General features: G+C 60.8%; 8 protein-coding genes. 3 read left to right on the top strand and 5 right to left on the bottom strand.

The genetic code is table 11. The features are described 5' to 3' along the window. Window positions 1-9: 9 nt before the first annotated feature. Together AYM40_RS22005 and AYM40_RS22000 are read left to right on the top strand one after the other, a co-directional pair. On the top strand, window positions 10-1,461 hold the full coding sequence (locus AYM40_RS22005; RefSeq protein ID WP_063498391.1) for an efflux transporter outer membrane subunit: 1,452 nt from the start codon (window positions 10-12) through the stop codon (window positions 1,459-1,461). 346 nt (window positions 1,462-1,807) lie between these two features. Further along, complete coding sequence (locus AYM40_RS22000; protein WP_063498390.1) at window positions 1,808-3,418, top strand: tetratricopeptide repeat protein; 1,611 nt, start codon at window positions 1,808-1,810, stop codon at window positions 3,416-3,418. A 23-nt stretch (window positions 3,419-3,441) separates the two neighbouring features. On the opposite strand, the gene AYM40_RS21995 is transcribed toward AYM40_RS22000, so the two are convergent. The 4 genes from AYM40_RS21995 to AYM40_RS21980 form a co-directional block, all read right to left on the bottom strand. Next, window positions 3,442-4,281 carry an ABC transporter permease gene (locus AYM40_RS21995; RefSeq protein WP_063498389.1) on the bottom strand — a complete coding sequence of 280 codons (840 nt, stop codon included), beginning with the start codon at window positions 4,279-4,281 and terminating at the stop codon, window positions 3,442-3,444. Between the two features lie 24 nt (window positions 4,282-4,305). Next, window positions 4,306-5,574, bottom strand: coding sequence for an ABC transporter permease (locus AYM40_RS21990; protein ID WP_181448468.1), 1,269 nt, complete (start codon window positions 5,572-5,574; stop codon window positions 4,306-4,308). 316 nt (window positions 5,575-5,890) lie between these two features. Next, window positions 5,891-6,940 carry an ABC transporter substrate-binding protein gene (locus AYM40_RS21985; RefSeq protein ID WP_063498387.1) on the bottom strand — a complete coding sequence of 350 codons (1,050 nt, stop codon included), beginning with the start codon at window positions 6,938-6,940 and terminating at the stop codon, window positions 5,891-5,893. 124 nt (window positions 6,941-7,064) lie between these two features. Then, complete coding sequence (locus AYM40_RS21980) at window positions 7,065-8,162, bottom strand: ABC transporter ATP-binding protein (protein WP_063498386.1); 1,098 nt, start codon at window positions 8,160-8,162, stop codon at window positions 7,065-7,067. 129 nt (window positions 8,163-8,291) lie between these two features. On the opposite strand from AYM40_RS21980, the gene AYM40_RS21975 reads away from it, so the two are divergent. Next, on the top strand, window positions 8,292-9,845 hold the full coding sequence (locus tag AYM40_RS21975; protein WP_063498385.1) for a PLP-dependent aminotransferase family protein: 1,554 nt from the start codon (window positions 8,292-8,294) through the stop codon (window positions 9,843-9,845). Window positions 9,846-9,850: 5 nt separating this feature from the next. On the opposite strand, the gene AYM40_RS21970 is transcribed toward AYM40_RS21975, so the two are convergent. After that, entirely contained in the window at window positions 9,851-13,660 is a 3,810-nt protein-coding gene (locus AYM40_RS21970; RefSeq protein WP_063498384.1) for a DUF748 domain-containing protein, read from the bottom strand. Window positions 13,661-13,940 lie beyond the last annotated feature (280 nt).

Below are 13,940 nucleotides of genomic sequence, written 5' to 3'. Positions count from 1 at the left end.
GATCGATCGATGAAGCCGCTCGCTTACTTGTCCGTCGTCGCGCTGTGCGGTTGCGCGGTGGGGCCGGATTTTCAGCCGCCGGCGGCGCCTGACACGCAAACCTATACACATGAAGCGCAACCCGCCAGGACCGTCACGGCCAGCGGTGTGGCTGGCGCATCGCAGACATTTGTCGCGGCTGAGCATGCGACACCGATGTGGTGGAAGCAGTTTCAGTCCGATGCGCTCAATCGTCTCGTCGAGCAGGCCCTGCAACAAAGCCCCACGCTCACGCAAGCCCGCGCGAAGCTGATCGAGGCACGCGAAAACTACAACGCGCAATTCGGCGCGACCGCATTCCCCGCTGTCGACGCGACCGTATCCGGCGTGCGGCAGCGGGTCGATATCGCGGCGTTCGGCATTCCGAATGTGCCCAACCAGGGGCCGTTTACGCTTTACAACGCGTCGGTGAGCGTGTCCTACGCGCTCGATATTTTCGGCGGCAATCGCCGGGCGCTGGAAGCGCTTATGGCGCAAGTCGACTATCAGTCGTTCGAGTTCGAAGCGGCGCGGCTCTCGCTCGCCGGCAATGTGGTTTCGACTGTGGTTCGGCGCGCGTCTTTAAAGCAGCAGATCGCCTTGACGCAGCGCCTCGCGGACACCCAGGCGCAGCAACTCAAGATCACCGAGGGGCGGTTCGCAGCAGGCGGCGTCTCGCAACTCGATGTGCGCAGCCAGCGCACGCTGCTCGCGCAGACCCGTGCGTCGTTGCCGCCACTCGCGACACAACTTGCGCAGACCGACCACCAACTCGCTATCCTGCGTGGCATGCCGCCCTCGAAGGCGGACTTCGCAGACCTGACGCTCGATTCGCTGCATCTGCCGGATACGTTGCCGCTCACATTGCCATCGACGCTCGCGCGCGAACGGCCTGATATCCGCGCATCGGAGGCGTTGTTACATCAAGCGAGCGCGAATGTCGGCGTGGCAACGGCGAACCTGTTTCCGCAATTTTCCATTTCGGCTGGGATCGGTTCGGAACGCACGAACATTCAGGACGTGGTCAGCGGGCTGAATATCTGGAATTTCGGCCTGAATCTCACCCAACCGATTTTCCGCGGCGGCGAACTGCGCGCAAAGAAGCGCTCCGCGCAAGCGGCTTATGATGCGGCTCTAGCTGATTATCAGCAGACGGTGCTGCAGGCGCTGCAGCAGGTTGCTGACACGCTGACAGCGCTACAGGACGATGCGCACGAACTGCGGGCTCGCGACGAGGCCGCGCAGCAGGCGCAAGCGAGTCTGCTTATCGCACAAGCGCAGTATTCGGCGGGCGGCGTCAGTCAGTTCAGCCTGCTCGATACGCAGCGCCAGGTGTTGCAAACCGCGCTCGACCGGACCCGCGCACAGGCCGACCGGTTTGCCGATACGGCTGCGTTGTTTCAGTCGCTGGGAGGTGAATGGCAGGTATCGGCCGCGCCGTAGGGCTCCGATATCCGCACGGTCATGGCAGTCAGATCCGTCGCATTTCGGGGCGCGCACCGCTGCTCAAGCTCGATACAAACACAAAAGCAGGACTGAAGATACGCCGCCTCAAGGCTCGCGCCAACGATCCATATCGTGCCAGCCTGCTGGGCCTATGAGCTTCATGCAATCGCCCTGAGCGTAGCCATAATACGTCGCGTATCTCGGAAAGGTCCTAAAGACTATCCGTTCAGCTGCCTACAAAATTGAAGCTTGCTTACCCTCCCGCGTGATGGCGTGTCTGCGCAAACGAGGGGAGCGTCTACCTCTCATTCAAGTTCGAAGCGCCGAACCGACGTTCCCAATCATGAAAACTCTCGCTCACGCGTCGTCCGACGACGTTGCGACCTTATACAACGAGGCCTTGCAGGCCCACAATGCCGGACACTTCGACACTGCGGCGACAATCCTCAATCTGATCCTGAGCCAACACCCAAGTCACGCCGACTCCCTGCATTTAGGCGGCCTCGTCACGCTGGCATCAGGCCATACCGAGGCTGCGTCAGAGTGGGTTGAGCGTGCGATCGAGGCCCGACCCGATCCCGTCTTCTACAACACCCTGGCTGTGATTCAGTGCAGATTGCGCGCGTTTGCCCGTTCAGCTCAAAGTGCCTCGCGAGGTTTGGCGCTACAGCCAGACTTGCCGGTACTCCACTACAACCATGCGTTGGCGCTGCAGTACCAGGATCGCGTTGAGGAGTCGGCCATCAGCTATCGCCGGGCGCTCGAACTCGACCCAGGCAACTCGGCAGCACACAACAACCTGGGCCTCATCTCCAAGGCATTGGGCGCACTTGACGAGGCGGAGCTGCGCTTCCGTTGTGCTATCGCACTCGCTCCTGACAACCTCAGCGCGCGCAGCAATCTTGGCCATACCCTGCTTGCGGCAGAGCGCTATGAAGAGGCGTGGCCGTTCTTCGAAGATCGCCGGGCCAGTTTCGAGGACTCCAATGGGACGCCGCAAGCCGCACGGCCACAGTTACCGTTGCCGCAATGGAAGGGCGAGAGCCCGGAAATAACAGATGTTGAGCACAGAAAATCCGCACGGAACACGCGCCTGCTCATCATTCACGAACAAGGGTACGGTGACAGCCTCCAGTTTGTGCGTTATCTCCCACTGGCGCTCGAACGATTTTCGCAAGTAGCCTATGTTTGCCCTTCCTCCTTGCAGCGTCTCTACGAACGATCATTTTCTTCCTGCTGGCCGGGTCTCGTGCTGATCGATGCATTACCTGAGGATCTGAGCGACTGGGACTGGTACTGCCCTCTGATGTCATTGCCAATGGCGTTCGGCGCTCGATTCCACAATGTTCCAGCCACCATCCCCTATCTGTTCGCCGACGCTGACCGCGCCGGCGAGTGGCGCGCGCGACTCACCGCCCTGCCGAATCCCGGATTGCCGCGCGTCGGCATAGTTTGGGCGGGCGGTCATTCAGGCATAGATGTTGACCGGCTACGCAGTCTGAGTCCCGCGCAAATCGCGCCGCTGCTAGCGTTGCCGCACGTACGCTGGGTCAGCCTGCAAAAGACTGATGACCCGACGAAGCGCCTCGGTGAGGCAAGCCGCGGGCATCTAATTGACTGGACGGATGAGCTCACCGACTTTGCCGACACCGCAGCCCTGTTAGAAAACCTCGATTTAGTCATCTCCGCCGACACCTCAGTAGCGCATCTCGCTGCGGCGATGGGAAAACGCGTCTGGTTGCTCAACCGCTTCGCAGGATGCTGGCGCTGGGGGTGCGGTCGGGATGACAGCCCCTGGTATCCCAGCTTGCGCATCTTCACCCAGTCGCAGCGAGGCAACTGGGACGACGTGCTGGCAAGGGTTGCCGTGGCTCTGCAGCAGAGCTTCTTGCTACATGACGCGCATCGTGGCGAAGAACGCGGTCTCCCCCACGCAGAACATCAGACGCCTTAATCTTGCCGCTCAACTCGTGACGCTTACGCTGCCACCGCCCGTGCCGCATTCCTTCCCCGCAGCCATTCCAACGCAAGCAACAGACACGTCGAAAACACGATCAAAATCGTCGCCAACGCCGCGATAGTCGGGCTGATGTTCTCGCGAATACCGGTGAACATCTGACGCGGCAGGGTGGTTTGATCCGCTCCAGCCAGGAACAGCGTCACGACCACTTCGTCAAACGAGGTAGCAAACGCGAACAGCGCGCCCGAAATCACGCCCGGCGCAATCACTGGCAACGTGATGCGGAAGAACGTCTTCACAGGATTCGCACCCAGCGACAAACTCGCACGCACCAGGTTGTAATTGAAGCCTTGCAACGTCGCCGCCACCGTCGTCACCACGAACGGCACGCCGAGCGACGCATGCGCAAGAATCAACCCGATATACGTATTCGCCAGCCCAAGCGGCGCAAAAAACAGATACATGCCGACGCCGACCACCACCACCGGCACGATCATCGGCGAAATCAGAACCGCCATCAGTAGGGCCTTGCCGCGGAAATTCGCTTTGGTCAGGCCGATCGCAGCCAACGTGCCGAGCACCGTCGCCACGACAGTCGCCGAAGGCGCAACGATAAAGCTGTTTTTGGCCGCCATGCGCCATTCATCGGAGCCAATCAGGTTCTCATACCAGCGCAGCGACCAGCCCGGAATCGGATACACCAGAAACGTGCTGGAAGAAAACGACAACGGCACAATCGCCAGCACCGGCAGGATCAAATACAGCAGCGTCAGCACGGCAAGCGCGCGCAACGCGAAATACCACACGCGTTCAATCAAGGACGTATGCGGCGCAAACAAGGGCTTGGCAAGTTTCATCGCGAGTAAGCTCCGTTCAGGCGATCAGCCGAGGCTCAGGGACGAACGCGTGAAGCGCCCGTAGATGACATACAGCACGAGCGTCGCGGCGAGCAGCAAGCCGCCGAGCGCACACGCCATACCCCAGTTGATCGTCACGTTGGTGAAGTACGCGACGTAGTAGCTGACCATCTGATCGTTCGGTCCGCCGAGCAAGGCCGGCGTGATGTAGTAGCCGATTGCCAGAATGAACACCAGCAACGCACCCGCGCCGATGCCCGGATAAGTCTGCGGCACATACACGCGCCAGAACGCGGCGAACGGATGACTGCCAAGCGAGATCGCGGCGCGCTGATAGGTCGGCGGGATCGACTTCATCACGCTATACAGCGGCAGGATCATGAACGGCAGCAGAATGTGCGTCATCGAGATGTACACGCCCGTGCGGTTGAACAGCAGCGACAACGGATCGTGCAGAAGCCCGCTGGCGATCAGCGCCTTGTTCACCAACCCTTCGCTTTGCAGAATCACGATCCATGCGGCCACGCGTACGAGGATCGAGGTCCAGAACGGAATCAGCACGAGGATCATCACCAGATTCGCGCGGCGATCGGAGAGCGTCGAAATCCAGTAAGCGAGCGGGTAACCGAGCAGCAGCGCAAAGAATGTCACGACCGCGCCGATCACGAAAGTGCGGCTGAATACGTGGAGATAAATCTGTTGGTCCGGATCCGTCTCGATGATGTGACCAAATCCATCCTGCTTGTGGTCCAAAGAGGCCAGCAGATAAAACGGCGAATATGCACCGGAATTCTTCGCGATCGCCTGCCAGTACGCGATGTTGTTCCAGCGTTCGTCGAGTTCGACGAACTTCGCGTGCATCTGGGCCGGCGTGAGCGTCAATGGCTTGCTGTTGTCGTCGACGAACGGCATGGCGTGAGCCGATTTTGCGACCAACGAGCGATAGCCTGGAATTTCCACGTTCAGCCGTCGCGCCAGCGCGCCCATGCCATCGCTATCGGCAATCGCCGCCAAGTCCACGGCCAGCGCGGAGTACGCGGCATCGGGCGGCAGCGCCTTGCGATCCCAACCGCTCAACGCATTGAGCGTATGCGGCAGGGCGTTCACCACTTCCGGATTCTGCGCGGCCCGCGTCAATAGCGCGCCGATCGGCACGACAAAAATCAGCAGCAGAAAAATGGCGAGCGGCGCAATCAGCAGCAGCGCCATTGCGCGCTTCTTCGCCTCCGCTGCCTTTAGTTCCCGCTTAAGTCGAACATTCGACTCAGGCGTCGAATCGGCGGCGATCGTCATCGTAGTCACACCTCGTCTCCTCGATCCTGAGTTAGCGCTTCAGCTGTCGGCAGGAGTTAGCGTGTCGGGTAGAGTTAGCGTGTCGGCTAGAAGTTAGCACTTTAGCGCTTACTCTAGCCCAATAGCGCTTACTCTAGCCCAATAGCGCTTACTCTAGCCCCATAGCGCTTACTCCTGCCCCATGCAAAAGCCCTTACTCCGGTCTCATGCATCCGGCCGCTCGCGCACATCGCGAAGACATGCGTTTGCGTTTGTTTCATTGCATTGATACGGCGCGGCTTCACCATAAAAGCCGCGCCTTCTCACACCTAGCTAATTACTTCGAAGCCCAAGACGAAAAACGTTGCTCCAGCTCATCGCCATGATCGGTCCAGAACGAGAGGTTCTGCAGCACGGCGTTCTTGCCGTTAGCCGGCGAGTTCGGCAGATTGGACAGCGTCTTCGGATCGAGCGCCTTGATGGCCGCCACGTTCACCGGACCGTACGCGATGTTGTGCGCGTAATCCTGCTGCGGCTTCGACGAAATCGAATACGCGATGTACTTCTCGGCCAGCGCCTTGTTCGGCGTGCCCTTCGGAATCGCCCAGTAGTCGAGGTCGTAAATGCTGCCGTTCCACACCACCTTGAGGTTCTTTCCTTCCTTCTGCGCGGCGTCGATACGACCGTTGTACGCAGTCGACATCACCACGTCACCCGCGACAAGGAATTGCGGCGGCTGCGCGCCCGCTTCCCACCACTGGATATTTGGCTTCAGCTCGTCGAGCTTCTTGAACGCACGGTCCTGACCTTCCTTGGTGGCGAGCACCTTGTAGACGTCCTTCGGCGGCACGCCGTCGGCCATCAGTGCGAATTCGAGGTTGTAACGCGCCCCCTTGCGCATCGCGCGCTTACCCGGGAATTTCTTCACGTCCCAGAAGTCGGCCCAGCCGGTCGGCGCGGTTTTCAGCTTGTCGGCGTTGTACGCGAGTGCCGTCGACCATACGAAGAAACCGACGCCACAAGTTTGCGGCGCTTCCGGAATCAGATCCGACTTCTTGCCAATCTTCGACCAGTCGAGCTTCTCGTACAGCCCTTCGTCACAGCCGCGGCCGATGTCACCCGACTCAACTTCCACCACGTCCCAATTCACGTGCTTCGCTTCGACCATCGCCTTCACTTTGGCCTGCTCACCGTTGTATTCGACGGCGGTCACTTTATTGCTGGTTTGCGTTTCGAACGGCTGGTTGAATGCGACCTTTTGCGCGTCGCCATTCGCACCGCCGAAATTGACGACCGTCAGTTCGGCTGCATTGACTTGCGCGGCGCCCAGCGCGAGCGCCACAGCACCGACAGCGATGGCGCAGCGCGATTTCCCGATCTTGCTCATGGTGTGTTGCTCTCCTTTGGTGGTGTACTTCAAGCTAAGTACAGTGCGACTTGTTATGTGCTGCTTAGGTGAACTGCCTCTTTGGCCTGCATCGAACGACCTACGCTCCACGCCTCCAACAACTTCACGCGCCTGCAAACACCCGCAGATGCTCGGGCGCAAACTCGAGCGCGATGGGCGCGCCAGGTGCGAAGGTTTCGAGTGCGTCGGTGCCGAGCGGCACCTTCACGAAACACTCGTCCTGTTCCGGCAGACCACAGCGCATACGCACGTGGTCGCCGAAATAAATCAGCCCGCGCGCCTCACCGCTCAGCGCGTTGGCGCCGGGCCGAGACACGCCGTTAGCGAGCTTCATGCGCTCGGGCCGGATACACGCGACCGCCGGCGTGCCCGCCTGCGCGCCGCCGATATTACGTCCCGTAAGTCGCGTGCCGTCAATCAGATGAAACTCGCAGTACTCGCCGTCGACGTTCGCGATCGTGCCGCGCAGCTTGTTGCTGTCGCCGATGAAGTTCGCGACGAACTCGTTGCACGGCGATTCGTAAAGACGGTCCACGGTATCGAGTTGCTGCACGATACCTTTATCGAACACGGCGACGCGGTCGGACATGGTCAGCGCTTCGCCCTGGTCGTGCGTGACATACACGAACGTGACGCCGAGTTTCTCGTGCAATGATTTAAGTTCGTACTGCATGTGTTCGCGCAACTGCTTGTCGAGTGCGCCGAGTGGCTCGTCCATCAGCACAAGCTTCGGCTCGAACACGAGCGCCCGCGCCAACGCGATACGTTGCTGCTGACCGCCGGAAAGCTGCGCGGGGTAACGCTTGGCGAAACTCTCCATACGCACCATCTTCAGCGCGTTATTCGTGCGATGCGCGCGCTCTTGCGCCGAGAGCTTGCGCACCGTAAGCGGATACGCGACGTTCTGCTCAACCGTCAGATGAGGAAACAGCGCGTAGTTCTGAAACACCATGCCGATGTTGCGCTTGTGCGGCGGCACGGTATTGAGCAGGGTGCCGTCGAGCCAGATCTCGCCGCCGGTGGGGAATTCGAAGCCCGCCAGCATCATCAGACACGTGGTTTTCCCTGATCCCGACGGTCCGAGCAGCGTCAGGAATTCGCCCTGATAGATATCCAGATCGAGTTGTTTGACGACCAGCGTTTCGCCGTCGTAAGTCTTGCGCACACCTCGAAAGCTGACGATCACGTCATCGGTTTTCATGCCCTCGTCTCCTCTGCGGTCCGGCTGACTCCCTCGTCGAAACGGAGGGATAGCAACATTTGCGTAGCTCACTATAGTCCCATACGGTTCTACAATATGGAACCATTTCATTATTCTGGATAGAACCACTTGGACACCGTGATCTTGTCGGATTGGCTCGCCGCGCGGCTCGACCGCACGGCCGCCGAACCGGTCTACAGGCAGACGTTGCGGCTGATGCAGCAGGCGATCCTGACCGGCCAGCTGCCGCCCGGCACCAAGCTGCCCAGTTCGCGCACGCTCGCCGAAGACCTCGGTATCGCGCGCAATACGGTGCTGCACGTCTACGATCAGTTGACCGCCGAAGGCTACGTGATCTCGACCACCGGCAGCGGCACCTATGTCGCCGACACGCGGCCGGACACGGCAGCAGTGAATACGCGCAAGAAGCCGGCGGTGACGAGCGTCGATGCGGACGGTGCCGATCAAGCCGCCGAGGGCTCGAAACCGCCCAAACGCGATCTACGCGATCTCTCCACGCGCGGACGCAGGCTCATCGATCAGGCCGGCGTCTCCGCCAAACAGTGGGGCGCGTTCATGCCTGGCGTGCCCGACGTCGCCGAATTTCCGGCGCGTACCTGGAGCCGTTTGCAGGCAAGGCTCTGGAAGGAAGCCAATCCCGATCTGCTGACCTATGCGCCGGGCGGCGGCTATCGGCCTTTAAGGCGCGCGCTGTCCGATTACCTGCGCGTCGCGCGCTCGGTGAATTGCACGCCCGATCAGATCATCATCACGACGGGCATTCATCAGTCGATCGATCTGGCCGTGCGTCTATTGACCGACGTCGGCGATCGCGCGTGGGTGGAGGAGCCGTGCTATTGGGGCGCGCGAAGCGTGCTGCAATCGTCAGGGATTACGCTGGTGCCGGTGCCGGTGGATGACGAGGGCCTCAATCCGCGCGAGCAGGATCTGCAACAGCCGCCGCGGTTGGCGCTCGTCACGCCGTCGCATCAATATCCGCTCGGCATGGTGATGAGTCTCGCGCGCCGCCGCACGTTGCTCGAATACGCACGCCAGCACAACGTCTGGATCATCGAGGACGACTACGACAGCGAGTTCCGCTACGGCAGCCGTCCGCTCGCGTCGCTGCAAGGGCTCGACGACGCCGGCCAGGTAATCTATGTGGGGAGTTTGGGGAAGATGCTGTTTCCGGGTTTGCGGATCGGCTACATGATCGCACCGGAGCATCTGGTGGATACGTTCCGCACGGGCGTGGCCGAGCTATATCGCGAGGGGCAGTTGATGCAGCAGGCGGTGATGACCGACTTCATCATGGACGGCCATCTCACCTCACATGTTCGCCGTATGCGCGCACTTTACGGAGAACGCAGGCAGATTCTGATCGATGCGATCACCGCGCGTTTCGGCGACGAACTGCCGGTGATGGGCGACGAGGCCGGCCTGCATCTGGTGCTCGGCCTGCCCGATCATGCGAACGATCGCGCGGTAACGGCAGCCGCTTACGATGCCGGCGTGATCGTGCGGCCGCTCGCCGCCTACTACAGCAGCGAGACGCCCGCGCGACGTGGGCTATTGCTGGGATACGCCTGCGTGACGAACGAGAAGATCGGCCCGGCGTTCGACACGCTCGCGCGCGTGATCGAGCAGACGGTGTTGAAGAAAAAGCCTACGCGCGCCGCCTGAACGCATCACTTCAGTCCGAAGTCCACCCGCGTCGTCGCACCCTTGTCCTTGATGCCATCTGCGTTCAACTTGGGCGCGACTATAAACACACGGCTGCTATCGATCTTGCCTTCGAAATACTGCTGCACCGCTTGCGCCCGTTGCTGCGCAAGCTGACGCAAGCTGGCGTCGTCGATCGGAGCATTGGCGGCCATCGCCGCCTTCATCTCGTCATCGGGCAGGCTCTTGGTCAAGCCGACAAAATTGCGTGGTTTCTTGAAGTCGGCTGCCTTGTAGGCCTTGGTCAAGTACTTGTCGTATTCCTTCGGATCCACGGTAACGGTTGACAGATCGACGCTCTCGCCATTGCCCACCACGTCCTTGATCTTCTGTTGCTTGACCTCACGTTCGACGTATTGGGCACGCAGGCCCGGCCCGTCGACCGCCGGATCGACGCGGCCAATCAGATCGATACGGATCGACGTCTTGTCGGCCAGCGCTGTCACGATGGAGTCGAGCTTCTTGTCCGCAGCGTCCGAAAGCGTCGCCGAACCCGGATCGAATTCGACATAGCCCATTTCTTCGCCACTGCCGCCGAATGCATTGGCGATCAGCGAGAACGGCGCGGTCACAGCTTTCTCCAGGAGGTTGAGCACGGCATGCCAGATGAGCCCGCCAATGCTGAACTCCGGATTCGACAACGAACCCGATACCGGAAGGTTCACGTCGATTTCACCACGCGAATTTTTCAGCAGCGAGATCGCGAGACGCACCGGCAGCTTGGTCGCCGTATCGTTTTCGACGTGATCGCCGAACGTGAGCTGATCGATGAAAATATGATTGTTCGCGTTCAACTGATCGTTATCGAGCTGGTAGTGCAGATCGACGTTCAGCTTGCCCTTGGTGATCGGATACCCGGCGTATTTCGCCGAATACGGCGTGAGATTGGTGAGTTCGATATCGTGTGCGCTCGCAGTCAGATCGAGCGCCGGCTTTGCAATCAGCGGATTGACCGTACCGCGAATCGACAGCGGACCATTGGCCGCCAGTTTCGCGGCAATGTCCACGGGCGCGGAGGTGGTCGATTGTGTGCCGAACGCGCCGACCGTGCCTTGAATGCCGACCAGGTTCGCCGTGAAGTTCGGCTTGATGAAGTTGTCGGTGTACGTCACGCGGCCCTGTTGCAGCACCAGTTGGCCGAAGTGCAGTTTGACGGGGCTTTGCGGCGGCGTGGCGGCAGTGACCGTGGCGGGCGTAGCAGACGACGCCGTTACCGGCGCGGAAGCCAGTTCGGGCGCCGATGCGGCCTGCGGCGTCAAGGGCACCGGCTCGTGGCCACCGCTCTTGTCGCGTGTCAGCGATTGCGCGGCGCCGCTTTCATGCGCGACCACGTCCTTGAGATTCAGCTTGCCTTGCGCGTCGAGCAGTACACGCCCATAGAACTTCGTGAACGTGACGCGGCCCGCGTCGACCACGGTGCCGTGTTCGTCGTAGTCGGCCTTCAGGTTGGTCAGCGCGAGCGAACCCCATCCTGCGAACGGGTCCGAGGTCGCCTTGTCAATCATTCGCACGTCAACGAGCGCTACGTCGCCGCGGTACGTCGCTTTGAGCGCCTTCGCCTGACTCAGCGCGAGATCGCCGTTCGCGTTGAGCAACGCGCTCGCGATCAGCGCATTCAACTTGCTGCCGAAGTACGGTTCGAAGGCCGCCGCATCCAGGCGGCTCGCATTCACCTTGACGGCCACCCTGAGCGGCGTCGCCGTGACATCGCCTTTTACGCCGAGCGTGCCCTTCTTGTTGAACGTCGCCTGCAGATCAATCGGCAGCGGCTTACTCAAATCGTCGCTGATCTGCTGCACCTTCAACTGCAACGGCGTCACGCTCAGCTTCACTGGATTCGGCGTGGTGTTGTCGGTGAAATTGGCGGTCGCGTCTTTCAGGTTGAGTTCGCCGATCTTGTAGTGCCACGCGGGCCCTTCCGCCTCCGCCTTCTTCACCGCATGGATCGCCGTGCGCTGCTGCTCGGCCTGATGCGGACCGGCGAGCGCGGCGAGGTCGATGCTGCCGTCTTTCAGACGTTGCGCATTGACCACCAGGCCGGTCGTGTCAACACCGGTGATATCGGCCGTGCGTCCCGCCACGTCCACCTGCTTAACCGTCACCTGGCCTTGCGCGAGCGAGACGACCGGCTCCTTGCTGCCGCGCGCCGCGAGTTTGAGCGATTGCAGATCCAGCTGCGTATCGGTGACCATCACAGCCGCTGGCGACTTCGACCAGTTCGCCCCGATGTTCGCGTTGGCGGACAGCGCGCCATCGACCACTTGCGCCGCCGTCGCCGTGTCGAGGTACGGCTGCAGCAGCGGCAAGGGCAGTGACTTCAGATCGAGCTTTGCGTTAGCGGTCTTCGCGACAAGGCCGAACGCACCAGCCACGCCGAGCGAGCCGGCGGCGTCCTTGAAGCCGGTATTGAGCGTGTAGTGCGCGGGGGTAGTCGCGAGCGTCGAGAAATCGGTCAGCGTGACGGCCAGTTTTTGCAGGCCAAGATCGACCGGACGCGAGGTGGCTTCGTCGTGAACGTTGACGGTGCCGTCGTTGAGCGCGAAACGCTTGATCGACAGATCCAGAGGCTGCGCGGCCTTTTCCGTGGCGCTTGCACCGGATGCCGCGACAGGTGCACTCGCTGCGTTTTGAGCCGTCATGGACGACGACGCGCCCTTCGCGGATGCCGGTGCAGAAGCAGACGCCGGTGCCGAAGCGCCCGCAGCAGGCGCAGCCGCGAATATCCGCTCGACACTTAACACGCCTTCCTTATCACGCGCAAGATTGGCGCTGGGCGCGTCGATGCGGATATCGTCGAAGTGATACAGGCTCTTCAATGGCTCAAGCGTCGCGGCAGCCACGTGCACCGCGCGCACGGCGAAAAATGGCGCGTTGCCCCGATCGCGCATATCCACATCGTTCAAATCGACCGTGCCCGCCACGCGCAACGAAGGCGCATCGTTGGCCATCACGAAGTTAAGCTTGAGATCGGTGGACAGCTTGCCGCTCTGCACAATCACCGGCAGCCTGGTCGGCGCGTAGGAGATCAGTTGCGGCACATCGAGCCCGTCGAAGCGCAGCGACACTTCCGATTCGCGCGACGCTGCAAACGGCTTGGTCTTGCCGTCGATAGCGAGCGGACTGCCGTCAATGCGTGCACGGAGCAACGGCTCGACGAAGATGTCGGTTTTCGAAGGCAGTGTGGCGATGAACGGAATGCCGAGCTTCCATTGATCGATCACATGCGTGACGCCGAGTAGCTTGTCGTCGAACGTGATCTGGCCGTTTTCGAGGCGAATGTTCGACACCGAAAAGAGCGTTGGCTTGTTATCGGGCTTGGCGGGCTGCTTCGAGAACTTTTCGATCAGGTCGGTGAAATTGAAGCGCTGCGCATCATAGCGAACGATATGAAAACGCGGTGAATCGAGTTGCACTTCGTCGACGATCGGCGCCGCGCGAAACAGCGAGCTCCATGACGGCTGCACGATGAGCCGCGAAATATCGACGAAGTCGCCCGCACCGCCCCGCTCGCCGATATGCACGCGATCGGCTTCGAGTTTGAGCGTGTACGGATTGAGCGCAATGCGGCCGATCGTAGCGGGCCGGTCAAGTTGCTTGCTGAGTTGCTGCTCGGCAATGTGGCGAATCAACGGCGGCGCCGCAAAAAAGCCCAGCAGACCGAACAATACGAGGAAGATCAGCAGACCCGCGATGACACGCCGGGTGCGGCGTGACTGCGCGACGTCGCGCATGGTCTGCATGGAAGAGGCGAGTGACGCTTTATTGAGGCTTGCCATGCTCGGTCTTGGGTAATGCGGCGGCAAGCCCGCCGCGAAACGAAAATCCCGCAAGCGGCAGTATAAGTGGTGAATCTTACGCGGGATAGCAATGTGAGCCGTGGCTTACACATTGTTGCACGCTACAGCAGCGCATGTCCGCCGGCAGGAAGCGGCGGATATGCGCTAATTTATGCGTCACTCATGTATTGCTGTCACAGTCGTGACGCATATCAGTAATGCATTTCCATGTCGCACTTCATTGAGGCACTTCATTGAGGCACTTCACCGACGCATTTCA

The sequence above is a fragment of the Paraburkholderia phytofirmans OLGA172 genome (assembly GCF_001634365.1).
Lineage (GTDB): Bacteria > Pseudomonadota > Gammaproteobacteria > Burkholderiales > Burkholderiaceae > Paraburkholderia.
The sequence above is the reverse complement of the archived record's forward strand: the minus strand, read 5'-3'. Positions and strand labels throughout refer to the sequence as shown.